This is a genomic window from Pantoea sp. BJ2 (genome assembly GCF_040255075.1).
Lineage (GTDB): Bacteria > Pseudomonadota > Gammaproteobacteria > Enterobacterales > Enterobacteriaceae > Pantoea > Pantoea leporis.
Genome location: NZ_CP158292.1, coordinates 3,798,418 through 3,813,143, shown reverse-complemented (window position 1 = coordinate 3,813,143; position 14,726 = coordinate 3,798,418). Strand labels below are relative to the sequence as shown.

The 14,726-nt window shown below is 51.3% G+C and carries 18 protein-coding genes and 1 rRNA gene; 13 read left to right on the top strand and 6 right to left on the bottom strand.

Annotated elements, in window-relative coordinates; translation table 11 throughout:
• The 7 genes from rpsK (at position 1) to AAF463_RS17590 (ending at position 3,711) form a co-directional block, all read left to right on the top strand.
• A complete protein-coding gene (rpsK, locus tag AAF463_RS17620) occupies positions 1-390 on the top strand; it encodes a 30S ribosomal protein S11 (RefSeq protein WP_004160563.1) in 390 nt (129 codons plus the stop codon).
• A 32-nt stretch (positions 391-422) separates the two neighbouring features.
• Positions 423-1,043 (top strand): 30S ribosomal protein S4, encoded by a 621-nt coding sequence (rpsD, locus tag AAF463_RS17615; RefSeq protein WP_007891687.1) that lies wholly within the window; start codon positions 423-425, stop codon positions 1,041-1,043.
• Positions 1,044-1,068: 25 nt separating this feature from the next.
• A complete protein-coding gene (gene rpoA, locus AAF463_RS17610; RefSeq protein WP_007891688.1) occupies positions 1,069-2,058 on the top strand; it encodes a DNA-directed RNA polymerase subunit alpha in 990 nt (329 codons plus the stop codon).
• 40 nt (positions 2,059-2,098) lie between these two features.
• Complete coding sequence (gene rplQ / locus AAF463_RS17605; RefSeq protein ID WP_008104728.1) at positions 2,099-2,485, top strand: 50S ribosomal protein L17; 387 nt, start codon at positions 2,099-2,101, stop codon at positions 2,483-2,485.
• 113 nt (positions 2,486-2,598) lie between these two features.
• Positions 2,599-2,970 (top strand): DUF1992 domain-containing protein, encoded by a 372-nt coding sequence (locus AAF463_RS17600; protein WP_101762567.1) that lies wholly within the window; start codon positions 2,599-2,601, stop codon positions 2,968-2,970.
• Position 2,971: 1 nt separating this feature from the next.
• Positions 2,972-3,409 (top strand): Zn(2+)-responsive transcriptional regulator, encoded by a 438-nt coding sequence (zntR, locus tag AAF463_RS17595; protein WP_101762568.1) that lies wholly within the window; start codon positions 2,972-2,974, stop codon positions 3,407-3,409.
• A gap of 50 nt (positions 3,410-3,459) precedes the next feature.
• On the top strand, positions 3,460-3,711 hold the full coding sequence (locus tag AAF463_RS17590; RefSeq protein WP_110867593.1) for a ribosome alternative rescue factor ArfA: 252 nt from the start codon (positions 3,460-3,462) through the stop codon (positions 3,709-3,711).
• On the opposite strand, the gene mscL is transcribed toward AAF463_RS17590, so the two are convergent.
• The 5 genes from mscL to def form a co-directional block, all read right to left on the bottom strand.
• Positions 3,696-4,109: a large-conductance mechanosensitive channel protein MscL gene (mscL, locus tag AAF463_RS17585; RefSeq protein ID WP_007891693.1), complete on the bottom strand. Its 414-nt coding sequence runs from the start codon at positions 4,107-4,109 to the stop codon at positions 3,696-3,698. The genes AAF463_RS17590 and mscL overlap by 16 nt on opposite strands.
• A 110-nt stretch (positions 4,110-4,219) precedes the next feature.
• Entirely contained in the window at positions 4,220-5,596 is a 1,377-nt protein-coding gene (gene trkA / locus AAF463_RS17580) for a Trk system potassium transporter TrkA (protein ID WP_007891694.1), read from the bottom strand.
• A gap of 31 nt (positions 5,597-5,627) precedes the next feature.
• Positions 5,628-6,914, bottom strand: a complete 1,287-nt coding sequence (rsmB, locus tag AAF463_RS17575) for a 16S rRNA (cytosine(967)-C(5))-methyltransferase RsmB (RefSeq protein ID WP_101762570.1) — start codon at positions 6,912-6,914, stop codon at positions 5,628-5,630.
• A gap of 45 nt (positions 6,915-6,959) precedes the next feature.
• Complete coding sequence (gene fmt / locus AAF463_RS17570; protein WP_101762571.1) at positions 6,960-7,904, bottom strand: methionyl-tRNA formyltransferase; 945 nt, start codon at positions 7,902-7,904, stop codon at positions 6,960-6,962.
• A 21-nt stretch (positions 7,905-7,925) separates the two neighbouring features.
• Positions 7,926-8,438: a peptide deformylase gene (gene def / locus AAF463_RS17565; protein ID WP_008104717.1), complete on the bottom strand. Its 513-nt coding sequence runs from the start codon at positions 8,436-8,438 to the stop codon at positions 7,926-7,928.
• 115 nt (positions 8,439-8,553) lie between these two features.
• Between def and dprA the strand changes: the two genes are divergently transcribed.
• Genes dprA through aroE form a run of 5 tightly spaced genes read left to right on the top strand, consistent with a single transcriptional unit; the run spans position 8,554 to position 12,102 of the window.
• On the top strand, positions 8,554-9,678 hold the full coding sequence (gene dprA, locus AAF463_RS17560; protein ID WP_350261209.1) for a DNA-protecting protein DprA: 1,125 nt from the start codon (positions 8,554-8,556) through the stop codon (positions 9,676-9,678).
• Positions 9,650-10,123 carry a DUF494 family protein Smg gene (gene smg, locus AAF463_RS17555; protein WP_007891699.1) on the top strand — a complete coding sequence of 158 codons (474 nt, stop codon included), beginning with the start codon at positions 9,650-9,652 and terminating at the stop codon, positions 10,121-10,123. Before dprA ends, smg begins: the two co-directional genes overlap by 29 nt.
• A gap of 27 nt (positions 10,124-10,150) precedes the next feature.
• Positions 10,151-10,705: a topoisomerase DNA-binding C4 zinc finger domain-containing protein gene (locus tag AAF463_RS17550; RefSeq protein ID WP_350261208.1), complete on the top strand. Its 555-nt coding sequence runs from the start codon at positions 10,151-10,153 to the stop codon at positions 10,703-10,705.
• Positions 10,702-11,277, top strand: a complete 576-nt coding sequence (gene tsaC, locus AAF463_RS17545; RefSeq protein ID WP_350261207.1) for an L-threonylcarbamoyladenylate synthase type 1 TsaC — start codon at positions 10,702-10,704, stop codon at positions 11,275-11,277. The genes AAF463_RS17550 and tsaC overlap by 4 nt, the downstream gene beginning before the upstream one ends.
• 3 nt (positions 11,278-11,280) lie before the next feature.
• On the top strand, positions 11,281-12,102 hold the full coding sequence (gene aroE / locus AAF463_RS17540; RefSeq protein WP_350261206.1) for a shikimate dehydrogenase: 822 nt from the start codon (positions 11,281-11,283) through the stop codon (positions 12,100-12,102).
• A gap of 9 nt (positions 12,103-12,111) precedes the next feature.
• On the opposite strand, the gene AAF463_RS17535 is transcribed toward aroE, so the two are convergent.
• Positions 12,112-12,666 (bottom strand): gamma carbonic anhydrase family protein, encoded by a 555-nt coding sequence (locus AAF463_RS17535; protein WP_350261205.1) that lies wholly within the window; start codon positions 12,664-12,666, stop codon positions 12,112-12,114.
• A 492-nt stretch (positions 12,667-13,158) separates the two neighbouring features.
• On the opposite strand from AAF463_RS17535, the gene AAF463_RS17530 reads away from it, so the two are divergent.
• A 16S ribosomal RNA gene (locus AAF463_RS17530) occupies positions 13,159-14,698 on the top strand.
• Positions 14,699-14,726 lie beyond the last annotated feature (28 nt).

The following is a 14,726-nucleotide window of genomic DNA, read 5'->3' as shown; positions in this document are numbered from 1 at the left end:
ATGGCAAAGGCACCAGTTCGTGCACGCAAGCGTGTAAGAAAACAAGTCTCAGATGGCGTGGCTCATGTCCATGCATCTTTTAACAACACCATCGTTACAATTACTGATCGTCAGGGTAACGCACTGGGTTGGGCAACCGCCGGTGGTTCCGGTTTCCGCGGTTCACGTAAATCTACTCCGTTTGCTGCTCAGGTAGCTGCAGAGCGCTGTGCAGAAGCAGTGAAAGATTACGGTATTAAGAATCTGGAAGTTATGGTTAAGGGTCCGGGTCCAGGACGCGAATCAACAATTCGTGCTCTGAACGCTGCTGGTTTCCGCATCACTAATATTACTGATGTGACTCCAATCCCTCACAACGGTTGTCGTCCGCCGAAAAAACGTCGCGTTTAATCGCCCGTTTTTAGGTTAGTTGGAGAAAGAAAATGGCAAGATATTTGGGTCCTAAGCTCAAGCTGAGCCGTCGTGAGGGTACCGACTTATTCCTTAAGTCTGGCGTTCGCGCGATCGATACCAAGTGCAAAATTGAACAACCACCTGGTCAGCATGGTGCGCGTAAACCGCGTCTGTCTGACTACGGCGGCCAGTTGCGTGAAAAGCAGAAAGTTCGTCGTATGTACGGCGTGCTGGAGCGTCAGTTCCGCAACTACTATAAAGAAGCAGCACGTCTGAAAGGCAACACAGGTGAAAACCTGCTGGCCCTGCTGGAAGGCCGTCTGGATAACGTTGTTTACCGTATGGGCTTTGGCGCCACTCGTGCAGAAGCACGTCAGCTGGTTAGCCATAAATCTATCCTGGTGAACGGTCGCGTTGTTAACATCGCTTCTTATCAGGTATCTCCGAATGATGTCGTAAGCATCCGTGAGAAAGCCAAACAGCAATCTCGCGTGAAGGCCGCTCTGGAGCTGGCTGAGCAGCGTGAAAAGCCAACCTGGCTGGAAGTTGATGCTACTAAGATGGAAGGTGTGTTCAAGCGTATTCCTGAACGTACTGATCTGTCTGCGGACATTAACGAACACCTGATCGTCGAGCTTTACTCTAAGTAAAGCTTAGTACCAAAGAGAGGACACAATGCAGGGTTCTGTGACAGAGTTTCTAAAACCGCGCCTGGTAGATATCGAGCAAGTGAGTTCGACGCACGCCAAGGTGACCCTTGAGCCGTTAGAGCGTGGCTTTGGCCATACTCTTGGCAACGCACTGCGCCGTATTCTGCTTTCTTCCATGCCGGGTTGCGCGGTGACCGAGGTTGAGATTGATGGTGTGCTTCATGAGTACTCCACCAAAGAGGGCGTACAGGAAGATATCCTGGAAATCCTGCTTAACCTGAAAGGGTTGGCGGTAAGAGTTCAAGGTAAAGATGAAGTCATCCTTACTTTGAATAAATCTGGCATTGGCCCTGTGACTGCAGCCGACATCACCCACGACGGTGATGTTGAAATCGTCAAGCCGCAGCATGTGATCTGCCACCTGACCGATGAAAACGCATCTATTAGCATGCGTATCAAAGTTCAGCGTGGTCGTGGTTATGTGCCGGCTTCTGCCCGAATTCATTCGGAAGAAGATGAGCGCCCAATCGGCCGTCTGTTGGTTGACGCTTGCTACAGCCCTGTAGACCGTATTGCCTACAATGTTGAAGCAGCGCGTGTAGAACAGCGTACCGACCTGGACAAGCTGGTCATCGAAATGGAAACCAACGGCACAATCGATCCTGAAGAGGCGATTCGTCGTGCGGCAACCATCCTGGCAGAACAACTGGAAGCTTTCGTTGACTTACGTGATGTACGTCAGCCGGAAGTAAAAGAAGAGAAACCAGAATTCGATCCGATCCTGCTGCGCCCTGTTGACGATCTGGAATTGACTGTCCGCTCTGCTAACTGCCTCAAGGCAGAAGCTATCCACTACATCGGTGATCTGGTACAGCGTACCGAGGTTGAGCTGCTTAAAACGCCTAACCTGGGTAAAAAATCTCTTACCGAGATTAAAGATGTGCTTGCTTCACGTGGTTTGTCTCTGGGCATGCGCCTGGAAAACTGGCCACCAGCAAGCATTGCTGATGAATAAACCGATCACAGGTTAAGGTTTCACTGAGAAGGATAAGGTCATGCGCCATCGTAAGAGTGGTCGTCAACTGAACCGCAACAGCAGCCATCGTCAGGCTATGTTCCGCAACATGGCTGGTTCTCTGGTTCGTCATGAGATCATTAAGACGACTCTGCCGAAAGCCAAAGAGCTGCGCCGCGTAGTTGAGCCGCTGATTACTCTTGCCAAGACCGACAGCGTAGCTAATCGTCGTCTGGCATTCGCCCGCACTCGTGATAACGAGATCGTGGCAAAACTGTTTAACGAGCTGGGCCCGCGTTTCGCGAGCCGTGCCGGTGGTTACACTCGCATTTTGAAGTGTGGCTTCCGTGCTGGTGACAACGCTCCGATGGCTTACATCGAGCTGGTTGATCGTCCAGAAGCTCAAGCAGAAGCTACTGCAGAGTAATTTGCAGTATCGTAAAAAACCCGCTTCGGCGGGTTTTTTATTGTCCGTAATTCCTTTCCATTTACTCCCCTTTCGCTATGCTGATGGCTGGTACACCTATCAGGAACTCCCTTATGTGGCTAATTGATCAACTTGTAGAGCAACACATACGTGAAGCTCAGGAAAAGGGCGAGCTGAGTAATTTGCCCGGCGAAGGTGCACCTTTACAGCTAGATGATGACAGCGGAGTGCCAGTTGAACTGCGCACGGCATATCGGCTGTTGAAAAATTCTGGTTACTTACCTCCGGAACTTGAAATGCGTCGAGAAGCATTGGCGGTAAACGATCTGCTACGCGAACTGGATCCTGACGATGGCAAGGCGCGAGAACTGTCGAAACGCTTAGCTTTGCTAGAAATAAAACTCCAGCAAGCCGGAATCAGTACCGAATTTTTGCGCGGCGAGTATAGCGATAACATCCATCATCATTTGCAGCGGGAGAAATAGCATGTATCGGATTGGCCAGCTGGCAAAAATGGCGGATGTGACGCCAGACACCATCCGCTTTTATGAAAAACAGCAGATGATGAATCATGAGGTACGCACTGAGGGCGGTTTTCGTCTTTATAGCGACGATGATTTACAGCGGCTGCGTTTTATTCGTTATGGTCGCCAACTCGGCTTTAGCTTAGAGTCAATCCGTGGTTTATTGTCGATCCGCATCGATCCTGAACATCATACTTGCCAGGAATCCAAAGCCATTGTGGCGAAAAGATTGGATGAAGTGAATGGCATGATTGCCGAACTACAGACGATTCAACGTTCATTGCATCGTTTAGCTGAAACCTGCTGCGGCGACATACATAGCAGCGCTTGCTGTTCAATACTTGAAGCTCTGGAGAGAGGTGAGGAGCCGCAGCCTGAAATTTGTTGTAGTAAGGATTGAATTTTGCGCTGGAAGGAATATAGTTGCGCCGTTAATAACCGGAGGACGAGATGACTCGCTATCAGCACCAAAAAGGTAAAATCAACGATAATGCACTGGAAGCATTATTACATGATCCACTGTTTAGGCAGCGCATTGAGAAGAATCAGAAAGGAAAGGGCAGCTATCAACGTAAAGACAAACATGGCAAAGGACGTAACTGGGAGGCCAGTGATAAGCAGAAAAGTTTATCACTGGCCTTCTTCTTTAAAGACAAAAAAGCCGCCTTACGTGGGCGGCTTTTTTATTATAATTTATCGTGATTTTGTTGTTTTAACAGGTCACGGATTTCAGTGAGCAGTAACTCTTCATTCGTCGGCTTAGGTGCCGCTTTCTCAACTTCTTTTTTCTGATACAGCTTGTTCATTACTTTAATTGCCAGGAATATCGCGAAGGCAACAATAACGAAATCGAACACGGTCTGAATAAAGTTACCGTACTCCATTACCACAGCAGGAATATCACCTTCTGCCGGTTTTAATATCCATTTAAACTGTTTGAAATCGACGCCACCAATCAGCAAGCCAAGTGGCGGCATGATGATATTGGCGACCAGTGAAGAAACAATCTTACCAAAAGCGGCACCGATGATGACACCTACCGCCAGATCAACCACGTTCCCGCGCATTGCAAAATCACGAAACTCTTTGAATAAACTCATTGTTATCTCCTTGCCTTGGCCAATGGCTAAAGTCTAACAAACCTTTGTGCAATTGCCATTAGAACAATGGATTAAGCGAAATTTTCACGGCGGACTTTCGCCCGCAGCTTTTACAGGAAGAATGGACTTGGCTGGAACAGGCGCTCAACATCGGGCACAAACTTCTTATCCGTCAGGAACATAATTACGTGATCGCCCTGTTCGACGCGCACGTTATCATTGGCGATGATCACCTCATCACCGCGCACCACAGCACCGATAATGGTTCCCGGCGGCAACTTAATATCTTCTATTAAACGCCCAACCACGCGTGAGGTGGTTTCATCGCCGTGTGCGATCGCTTCGATTGCTTCTGCAATACCGCGACGCAGTGAGGACACGCCCACGATATCGGCTTTACGTACGTGACTTAGCAGCGCCGAGATCGTGGCTTGTTGCGGCGAGATCGCAATGTCGATCACGCTACCTTGAACAAGATCGACGTAGGCGCGGCGCTGGATCAGCACCATTACTTTTTTCGCACCCATTTTCTTAGCCAGCATGGCCGACATAATATTGGCTTCATCGTCGTTAGTGACCGCGATGAAGAGATCCACCTGATCGACATGCTCTTCGGCCAGCAATTCCTGATCCGAGGCATCACCGTAAAACACGATAGTATCGTGCAAACGTTCTGCCAGTTCTGCCGCGCGTTGTTGATTACGTTCGATCAACTTCACGCTGTACTGTTTTTCCAGCCGCTGCGCCAATCCAAAGCCGATATTTCCGCCGCCAACTAACATGATGCGCTTATACGGTTTTTCCAGACGCTGCATTTCACTCATCACCGCGCGGATGTGTTGGCTCGCGGCAATAAAGAACACTTCATCGCCGGCTTCCACAATCGTAGAACCCTGGGGACGAATGGGACGATCCTGACGAAAAATCGCCGCGACTCGCGTATCAATATGCGGCATATGTTCACGCATGATCGACAAAGGATTCCCGACCAGCGGTCCGCCATAATAGGCTTTAACCACAGCGAGGCTCACTTTGCCTTCGGCAAAATTCACTACCTGAAGTGCGCCAGGATACTGAATCAGGCGGTAGATATTGTCGATCACCAACTGCTCAGGAGAGATCAGATGATCAATTGGTACGGCTTCAGGTACAAACAGCTTCTCAGCATCGCGTAAGTATTCAGCGGCGCGAATACGCGCGATACGATTGGGCGTATTGAAAAGGGAATACGCAATCTGACAAGCCACCATGTTGGTTTCATCGGAGTTGGTTACCGCCACCAACATATCCGCATCTTCAGCACCGGCTTCACGCAAAATACGCGGATGTGATCCGTGACCATGCACGACGCGCAGATCAAATTTGTCCTGCAATACGCGTAAACGCGTCGCATCGCTATCGACGACGGTAATATCGTTATTTTCCCCGACCAGATTTTCTGCCAGGGTTCCGCCGACTTGGCCGGCGCCGAGGATAATGATTTTCATGGCTTAGATGCTCTTGTCAGTGTGCGCAGCACTATTTTTTCATCAGCTTAGCGTAGAAGAAGCCGTCGCCGCCATCGATGGCCGGGAAAACCTGCCAGCCATTAGCCTGGCCCTGTGGTAACGTTTCGGCCACGGCGTCGCTGTGCGCTGCCAAAAAGGCGCTGATTTGATTGTGATTCTCTTCCGGCAATATTGAGCAGGTGGCATATATCATCGTGCCGCCAGATTTTAGACGCGGCCAGACGGCCTCAAGTATTTCGCGCTGTAGAATCGCCAGCTCAGGAATATCACGATCGCGACGTAGCCACTTGATGTCTGGATGGCGGCGAATAACGCCTGTGGCAGAGCAGGGCGCATCGAGCAGGATACGATCAAACTGCATATCACCACACCATTCTGCCGGTGTACGACCATCGCCCTGACGCACTTCGGCCTGCATGCCCATGCGCTGTAAGTTCTCATGCACACGGAGCAGGCGTTGCGGGTCAACATCGACGGCTAAGACTTTGGCCTGCGGGGCGATTTCGAGGATATGCGTGGTTTTACCACCCGGAGCAGCACAGAGATCGAGAATAGTTTCCCCATCTTTTGGCTCAAGCAGCAGTGCGCAACGTTGTGCAGAAAGATCCTGCACCGTCACCCAACCTTGATCGAAACCCGGCAGCTGGCTGACTGGAGCGGGTGATTCCAGTCGCAATGCATCTTGTGCATCGCCAGGAAAAGCAACTTTCTCTTCTGCCTGCAATAGCGCCAGCCAGGCATCGCGACTGTGATACTGGCGATTGACGCGCAGCCACATCGGCGGTCGCTGATTGTTAGCTTCAACAATCTGTTGCCACTGTTCTGGCCATGCCGCTTGCAGACGTTTCAGCAACCAGCCTGGATGCCAGTAACGTTGCGAGCCCTGATCGACTTCGGCTAACAGCGCTTCTTGCTGGCGCAGGAACTGGCGCAACACGCCATTTAACAGGCCTTTTAAAGCCGTGCGCTTCAGCACTTCAGCACCCGCCACGGTTTCTGCCAGTGCCGCATGGGCCGGCACGCGGGTATATAGCAGCTGATAGAGGCCAACCATCAACAGATAATGCAACACTCGCTGCTTACCGGTTAAGGTGCGCTCCATCAGTTTGCCGATTAAGGCTTCCAGCTGCGGCAGCGTGCGCATCACGCCAAAACAGAGTTCTTGCAGCAGCGCGCCATCTTTATCGGATAGGTTCTTTTGCGCGCCTGGCAAAATGGCACTTAGCGATTCGCCTTTGTCCACAACGCGTTCAATGAGTTGCGCGGCCAGGCTGCGCAAGTTGGTAGCTTTTTTCATGTTATTTCATCAAACAAAAAGCCCGGTCAAACCGGGCTTGGAGGATCAGGCCAGAACGGTTCCAGGTACGAACCATTCGCGGCGCGAATTGAGCAGGTCCTGAGCGGACATGGCTTTTTTACCGGCAGGTTGCAGCGATACCAGATTCAGCACACCATCGGCCGTTGCGATCTGAATGCCTTGTTTATCAGCATGGACGATTTCACCGGGTTGCTTGTTCTGATGCGGCAAAACCGTTGCCTGCCAGACTTTTACCGGTTGCTCTTCAATCATGAAATAGCTCATTGGCCATGGATTGAAGGCACGAATACAACGTTCCAACTGCGCTGCTGAAAGTGACCAATCAAGACGCGCTTCTTCTTTACTCAGTTTCTCAGCATAAGAGACCAGCGCTTCATCCTGAACTTCTGGCCTGGCATTACCGCTTGCTAGCAGATCCAGCGTTAGCAGCATGCCTTGCGGGCCGAGTTGCGCCAGCTTCTCATACAGCGACGCGCTGGTGTCTTCAGCCGTAATTGGGCAGGAGAGTTTATGCAGCATGTCGCCGGTATCGAGGCCAACATCCATCTGCATAATGGTGACACCGGTTTCGGTATCGCCAGCCCAGAGAGAGCGTTGGATGGGTGCAGCACCGCGCCAGCGTGGCAGCAGCGAACCATGCACATTAATACAACCCAGGCGCGGCATCGCCAGCACGGCTTTTGGCAGGATCAAGCCATAAGCGACCACCACCATGATATCGGCCTGCAGATCGTCAACCAGATGCTGGTTCTCTTCAGGCTTCAGGGATTTCGGCTGAAATACCGGAATATCGTGCGTCTGTGCCAGGACTTTGACCGGGCTTGACGTAAGCTTATTGCCGCGTCCGGCTGGACGATCGGGCTGGGTAAAGACGCCAACAACCTGATGCTCAGAAGCAAGTAGCGCGTCTAAATGACGCGCTGCAAAGTCAGGTGTACCGGCAAAGATAATTTTGAGCGGTGCAGACACAGTTTAACCTTCAATGAGCACTTAATCTTCGCGTGCGTTTAGGCGGGCCAATTTTTCCAGTTTCTGTTTGATACGCTGACGTTTCAGTGGCGACAGATAATCAATGAAAAGTTTGCCATCGAGATGATCGATTTCATGCTGGATGCAAATCGCCAGCAGACCGTCGGTTTCCAGCTCAAAGCTTTTGCCGTCACGATCCTGCGCACGCACTTTGACCCACTCTGCGCGCGGCACAAAAGCACGTTGCTCAGGAATGGAAAGGCAGCCTTCTTCAATACCGGTTTCACCGCTTTTTTCCAGCAGTTCCGGATTAATCAACACCAAACGCTCGTCACGGTTTTCAGAAACATCAATAACAATGATGCGCTGATGAATATCGACTTGGGTCGCCGCTAAGCCAATACCTTCTTCGGCGTACATGGTTTCAAACATGTCGTCGACAATACGCTGCACGTCTGCGTTTACGGTTGCCACCGGCGCAGCGATTTTGCGAAGGCGATCATCAGGGAAATGTAATACCTGCAAAACTGACATAAATATCCAGATCTGTATGCGTTGAAGAAAAGATTACTGCCTCATATTGTAGACTTTTTGATGTCTGATTGACAGCATTGCACCGCATGATAGCGCGGCTGACAGGGAGTGCAGCATGGAGAGAATTGAATGGATGCTCAGGCTGGCAAATGTGAAAGGCTTAAGCTCTGGAGTTGTCAGACATTTAGCTGAGGCATTGCAGGATAATGCTCAGGTTGATGACGATCTGTTACTGGATCAGGGATTAAACGAAACCCAGCGACAACAGTTTAAAGAGCTTTGTCCACGCCAGTTAGCACGAACACATCTATGGCTGGAGGATGAACAGCATCATTTAGTTACCTGTATCGACGAACATTATCCCTCGGCGTTAGCGGAAATCAGTCGACGTCCCTCATTGCTGTATGTCGCGGGAAATATGGACATCTTGCAGACGCCCCAACTCGGAGTCGTGGGCAGCCGTCACTGCACGCATTATGGTAAGCAATGGGGAAGCTGGTTTACGCAGCAATTAGCGCTAAGTGGATTGACCATCACCAGCGGCCTTGCGCGCGGAATCGATGGCGTGGCGCATCGGGCCGCGTTAGAAGTGCAGGGCAAAACCGTTGCAGTATTAGGCAGCGGCCTGCAGCATATCTACCCTAAAAGTCATCAAGCGTTAGCACGTGAGATCATCGCTGGCGGTGGCGCACTGATCTCGGAATTCCCCCTTGATACGGCACCGCATGCGGTTAACTTTCCGCGGCGTAATCGCATCATCAGTGGTTTAAGTCTTGGCGTACTGGTAGTTGAAGCCACGTTAAAAAGCGGTTCGCTGGTGACGGCACGCTACGCTTTGGAACAAAATCGTAACGTTTATGCATTACCCGGCGCGCTAGGCAATCCGGGTAGTGAAGGTACGCATTGGCTTATCCAGCAAGGCGCGCTGCTGGTGGCGCATCCTAACAATATCCTTGAAGATTTACATTCAACGCTGCAATGGTTGCCTGATAGCAGTTCAGAAACAATATATTCACAACACAGTGACGATGTGCCATTGCCATTTGCAACTGTGTTGGCTAACGTAGGTGATGAGGTTACACCTGTTGACGTCGTCGCTGAACGTGCCGGCCAACCTGTGCCAGTTATCGCAGTTCACCTGCTGGAGCTGGAGTTAGCAGGATGGATCGCAGCTGTACCCGGCGGCTATGTCCGATTGAGGAGGGCATGCCATGTTCGACGTACTTATGTACTTGTTTGAGACGTATATCCACAACGAAGCTGAAATGCGCGTTGATCAGGATAAATTGACCGATGATTTAACCGATGCCGGTTTTCATCGTGAAGATATCTACAATGCGTTGAATTGGCTTGAGCGGTTAGCGGATTATCAGGAAGGCTTGGTTGCGCCAGTACTCATGGCAAACGATCCACTCTCAATGCGAATCTATACCGAAGAGGAAAACCAGCGTTTAGATGCAGAATGTCGCGGTTTTATTTTGTTCCTGGAACAGGTCCAGGTGCTGAATATGGAAACGCGCGAGATGGTCATCGAACGCGTAATGGCCCTTGATACCCTCGAATTCGATCTTGAAGATCTCAAATGGGTGGTGTTGATGGTGCTTTTTAACATCCCAGGATGTGAAAACGCCTATCAGCAAATGGAAGAACTGTTATTCGACGTCAATGAAGGTATGCTGCATTAATAATTTGCGATTGATGCAACCGGTAATATGAGTAAATCAGCACTATTTTCCGTGCCTAAACACGATCCCTGCCCCGCTTGCGGGGCAGAATTAGTCATACGTTTCGGCAAACACGGCCCTTTTCTGGGGTGTGTAAATTATCCAACCTGCGATTACATTCGCCCGCTGAAAAGTCAGGGAGATGGACACGTCGTTAAAGTGCTGGAAGGCCATGCATGCCCCCAGTGTGGCGCAGACAAAGTTCTGCGTCAGGGGCGATTTGGCATGTTCGTGGGTTGCAGTCACTACCCGGAATGTGATTACACCGAAACTATCGACAAGCCTGATGAAACAGCTATCGCCTGTCCGCAATGTCAGAGCGGTAAACTGGTACAGCGGCGCTCGCGCTATGGCAAAACCTTCTACTCTTGCGATCGCTATCCAGATTGCCAGTTTGTCCTTAACGCAGCGCCGGTTGAAGGCGTTTGCCCGCATTGCCAGTTCCCTTTATTAATAGAGAAGAAAACCGCACAAGGCATGAAGCGCTTCTGCGCCAGCAAACGCTGCGGTAAGCCCATTGTCCAGGACGCATCATCATCATGAAGCCAAGCCAGTATTCAGCGGGTAGTCTCGATTTTTGCATTGAGAGGCTACAGCAACAGGAAGTTATCGCCTATCCAACCGAAGCCGTATTTGGATTGGGCTGCGATCCCGACAGCGAGAATGCCGTAATGGCGCTTTTGGCGCTCAAGCAGCGTCCAGTCGAGAAGGGACTCATTTTGATTGCAGCCGATTACGCGCAGCTGGAACCTTATATCGCCGACCGTGAACTCTCTGTGCTGCAGCGCGAGCGTATGTTTGCCAGTTGGCCTGGCCCGGTAACCTATGTAGTGCCAGCTTCGCCACATACGCCGCGTTGGTTAACGGGGCGTTTTGACTCACTGGCCATTCGCGTTAGCGATCATCCGGACGTACAGGCTTTGTGTCGCGGTTTTGGTAAACCTCTGGTTTCGACCAGCGCCAATCTTTCCGGCGAACCGCCTTGTCGTAATGCGGAAGAGGTTGCTAAGCAATTTGGTCCGCAGTTTCCGGTCTTACATGCTGAAACGGGTGGGCGACTGAATCCTTCTGAAATCCGCGACGTTATTAGCGGTGAACTTATTCGTCAGGGCTAACGCATGGAAAATTTTGCCGTATTTGGTCACCCGATTGCGCATAGCAAATCTCCTTTCATTCATAGCTTGTTCGCTGAGCAAACCGGCATTGAGCATCAATATGGCAAGGAGTGCGCGCCACTTGAGGGTTTTCCTCAGTCGATCGCCGATTTTTTTGCGCATGGCGGCAAAGGTGCCAATGTCACGCTGCCTTTTAAACAGCAGGCGTGGGAATTTGCCGATGAGCTTAGCGAGCGTGCGGCATTGTCTGGTGCGGTTAATACGTTAAAGAAAGATGCGCAGGGCAAGATCTTCGGCGATAACACCGATGGCATCGGCTTGCTCAGCGATCTGGAACGACTGCAGATGATCCATCCAGGCGATCGAATTCTGCTGGTGGGCGCCGGTGGTGCTGCGCGTGGCGTAATCCTGCCGCTGCTTTCATTCGGATGTTCGCTGGTGGTAGTGAATCGCACCGTGGCACGCGCCGAGCAGCTGGCAGAGATTTTCCAGCATAGCGGGAATATCAAAGCGGCCAGCTTTGAGCAATTAACGGATCAGCAATTTGATCTGATCATTAATGCGACCTCGAGCGGTGTTGATGGCAAAGTTCCAGCATTAGCCACATCGCTAATTAATGCGCAAACGCAATGTTATGACATGTTTTATCAACAAGGGTTGACGCCATTCTTACTGTGGTGCCAGCAGCAGGGCGCGCAGCAGCTGGCGGATGGCATTGGCATGTTGGTAGGGCAAGCCGCTCACGCTTTTCATTTATGGCATGGCGTGATGCCAGAGATCACGCCAGTGATAGCCAAACTAAAGCAGTCGATGCAGCAGAGGTAAGGCTGGCGATCAGGAATGAGATTGGCTTTCCTGAGCGAGATATTCATTCTTCCAACCGACATAGTTATTGGATGAGCAAAGCAGCCCGGCGATTTCCGCTTCACTGAGTGGGCGGACCTGCTTAACCGGGCTGCCTAAATACAGGTAGCCGCTCTCCAGTCGTTTACCTGGCGGCACCAAACTGCCAGCGCCAATCATCACATCATCTTCAACGATCACGCCGTCCAGCAGAATGGATCCCATACCAACCAGTACGCGATTGCCGATAGTACAGCCGTGCAGCATCGCTTTATGCCCTACCGTGACATCTTCGCCAACAATCAGCGGATAACCTTCCGGATTGCTGCTGGACTTGTGAGTGACGTGCAATACGCTGCCATCCTGAATATTGCTTCTTTTGCCTATCACCACTTTATTGACGTCACCACGAATCGCAACCAGCGGCCAGATGCTAACGTCATCGTCGAGTTGTACTTCACCCACCACCACGCTGCTGTTATCGATCATCACGCGATCGCCTTGTTGCGGGAAATGGTTCTTATAAGGTCGTAGGGCTGTGGACATGATCTTCTCCTTTTACGTTTTTATCCAAGCCTGCGGCTTAAAAGGCGGATAAACAAGATGATTTTTGAGCGGATCGCTCGCGATCGCAGCGAAAAGAGTGAAAACTCGCCAGTCGATTAAAAAGATCGAAAAAAGGGGTTGTGCAAAAAATTCGGATCCCTATAATGCGCCACCACTGAGACGGCAAAGCGGTAACGCAGACGGCTCAGCAGGGAGTGAAAAAATTCATCCCGCCGGATAAAAACGCTGAAAAAAGTGTTTGACTCCGAAGGAGAGTAGCGTAGTATACGCCACCTCGCGACAGACGGTTCGGCCGCTGTTCGCAACGCTCTTTAACAATTTATCAGACAATCTGTGTGGGCACTCGCAGGATTGATATCCGCGTCTCCGGACGCAAAAAAATATCAAAGCCTCACGAGTGAACACATAATGAAATTCATTATGACGTTTTACAGATGAGCACCGCTGAACTGGTTTCAGCAAATCAAACTTAAATTGAAGAGTTTGATCATGGCTCAGATTGAACGCTGGCGGCAGGCCTAACACATGCAAGTCGAACGGTAGCACAGAGAGCTTGCTCTCGGGTGACGAGTGGCGGACGGGTGAGTAACGTCTGGGAAACTGCCCGATGGAGGGGGATAACTACTGGAAACGGTAGCTAATACCGCATAACGTCGCAAGACCAAAGTGGGGGACCTTCGGGCCTCACACCATCGGATGTGCCCAGATGGGATTAGCTAGTAGGTGGGGTAATGGCTCACCTAGGCGACGATCCCTAGCTGGTCTGAGAGGATGACCAGCCACACTGGAACTGAGACACGGTCCAGACTCCTACGGGAGGCAGCAGTGGGGAATATTGCACAATGGGCGCAAGCCTGATGCAGCCATGCCGCGTGTATGAAGAAGGCCTTCGGGTTGTAAAGTACTTTCAGCGGGGAGGAAGGCGGTGAAGTTAATAGCTTCACCGATTGACGTTACCCGCAGAAGAAGCACCGGCTAACTCCGTGCCAGCAGCCGCGGTAATACGGAGGGTGCAAGCGTTAATCGGAATTACTGGGCGTAAAGCGCACGCAGGCGGTCTGTCAAGTCGGATGTGAAATCCCCGGGCTTAACCTGGGAACTGCATTCGAAACTGGCAGGCTGGAGTCTTGTAGAGGGGGGTAGAATTCCAGGTGTAGCGGTGAAATGCGTAGAGATCTGGAGGAATACCGGTGGCGAAGGCGGCCCCCTGGACAAAGACTGACGCTCAGGTGCGAAAGCGTGGGGAGCAAACAGGATTAGATACCCTGGTAGTCCACGCCGTAAACGATGTCGACTTGGAGGTTGTTCCCTTGAGGAGTGGCTTCCGGAGCTAACGCGTTAAGTCGACCGCCTGGGGAGTACGGCCGCAAGGTTAAAACTCAAATGAATTGACGGGGGCCCGCACAAGCGGTGGAGCATGTGGTTTAATTCGATGCAACGCGAAGAACCTTACCTACTCTTGACATCCAGAGAACTTAGCAGAGATGCTTTGGTGCCTTCGGGAACTCTGAGACAGGTGCTGCATGGCTGTCGTCAGCTCGTGTTGTGAAATGTTGGGTTAAGTCCCGCAACGAGCGCAACCCTTATCCTTTGTTGCCAGCGGTTCGGCCGGGAACTCAAAGGAGACTGCCAGTGATAAACTGGAGGAAGGTGGGGATGACGTCAAGTCATCATGGCCCTTACGAGTAGGGCTACACACGTGCTACAATGGCGCATACAAAGAGAAGCGACCTCGCGAGAGCAAGCGGACCTCATAAAGTGCGTCGTAGTCCGGATCGGAGTCTGCAACTCGACTCCGTGAAGTCGGAATCGCTAGTAATCGTAGATCAGAATGCTACGGTGAATACGTTCCCGGGCCTTGTACACACCGCCCGTCACACCATGGGAGTGGGTTGCAAAAGAAGTAGGTAGCTTAACCTTCGGGAGGGCGCTTACCACTTTGTGATTCATGACTGGGGTGAAGTCGTAACAAGGTAACCGTAGGGGAACCTGCGGTTGGATCACCTCCTTACCTGAAGATACCTTCCCGCGAAGTGCTC

Excerpts from the sequence above, each read along its gene's own strand:
- rpsK (WP_004160563.1), top strand. The coding sequence starts at position 1 with ATGGCAAAGGCACCAGTTCGTGCACGCAAGCGTGTAAGAAAACAAGTC.
- rpsD (WP_007891687.1), top strand. The coding sequence starts at position 423 with ATGGCAAGATATTTGGGTCCTAAGCTCAAGCTGAGCCGTCGTGAGGGT.
- rpoA (WP_007891688.1), top strand. The coding sequence starts at position 1,069 with ATGCAGGGTTCTGTGACAGAGTTTCTAAAACCGCGCCTGGTAGATATC.
- rplQ (WP_008104728.1), top strand. The coding sequence starts at position 2,099 with ATGCGCCATCGTAAGAGTGGTCGTCAACTGAACCGCAACAGCAGCCAT.
- AAF463_RS17600 (WP_101762567.1), top strand. The coding sequence starts at position 2,599 with ATGTGGCTAATTGATCAACTTGTAGAGCAACACATACGTGAAGCTCAG.
- zntR (WP_101762568.1), top strand. The coding sequence starts at position 2,972 with ATGTATCGGATTGGCCAGCTGGCAAAAATGGCGGATGTGACGCCAGAC.
- AAF463_RS17590 (WP_110867593.1), top strand. The coding sequence starts at position 3,460 with ATGACTCGCTATCAGCACCAAAAAGGTAAAATCAACGATAATGCACTG.
- mscL (WP_007891693.1), bottom strand. The coding sequence starts at position 4,109 with ATGAGTTTATTCAAAGAGTTTCGTGATTTTGCAATGCGCGGGAACGTG.
- trkA (WP_007891694.1), bottom strand. The coding sequence starts at position 5,596 with ATGAAAATCATTATCCTCGGCGCCGGCCAAGTCGGCGGAACCCTGGCA.
- rsmB (WP_101762570.1), bottom strand. The coding sequence starts at position 6,914 with ATGAAAAAAGCTACCAACTTGCGCAGCCTGGCCGCGCAACTCATTGAA.
- def (WP_008104717.1), bottom strand. The coding sequence starts at position 8,438 with ATGTCAGTTTTGCAGGTATTACATTTCCCTGATGATCGCCTTCGCAAA.
- dprA (WP_350261209.1), top strand. The coding sequence starts at position 8,554 with ATGGAGAGAATTGAATGGATGCTCAGGCTGGCAAATGTGAAAGGCTTA.
- smg (WP_007891699.1), top strand. The coding sequence starts at position 9,650 with ATGTTCGACGTACTTATGTACTTGTTTGAGACGTATATCCACAACGAA.
- AAF463_RS17550 (WP_350261208.1), top strand. The coding sequence starts at position 10,151 with ATGAGTAAATCAGCACTATTTTCCGTGCCTAAACACGATCCCTGCCCC.
- tsaC (WP_350261207.1), top strand. The coding sequence starts at position 10,702 with ATGAAGCCAAGCCAGTATTCAGCGGGTAGTCTCGATTTTTGCATTGAG.
- aroE (WP_350261206.1), top strand. The coding sequence starts at position 11,281 with ATGGAAAATTTTGCCGTATTTGGTCACCCGATTGCGCATAGCAAATCT.
- AAF463_RS17535 (WP_350261205.1), bottom strand. The coding sequence starts at position 12,666 with ATGTCCACAGCCCTACGACCTTATAAGAACCATTTCCCGCAACAAGGC.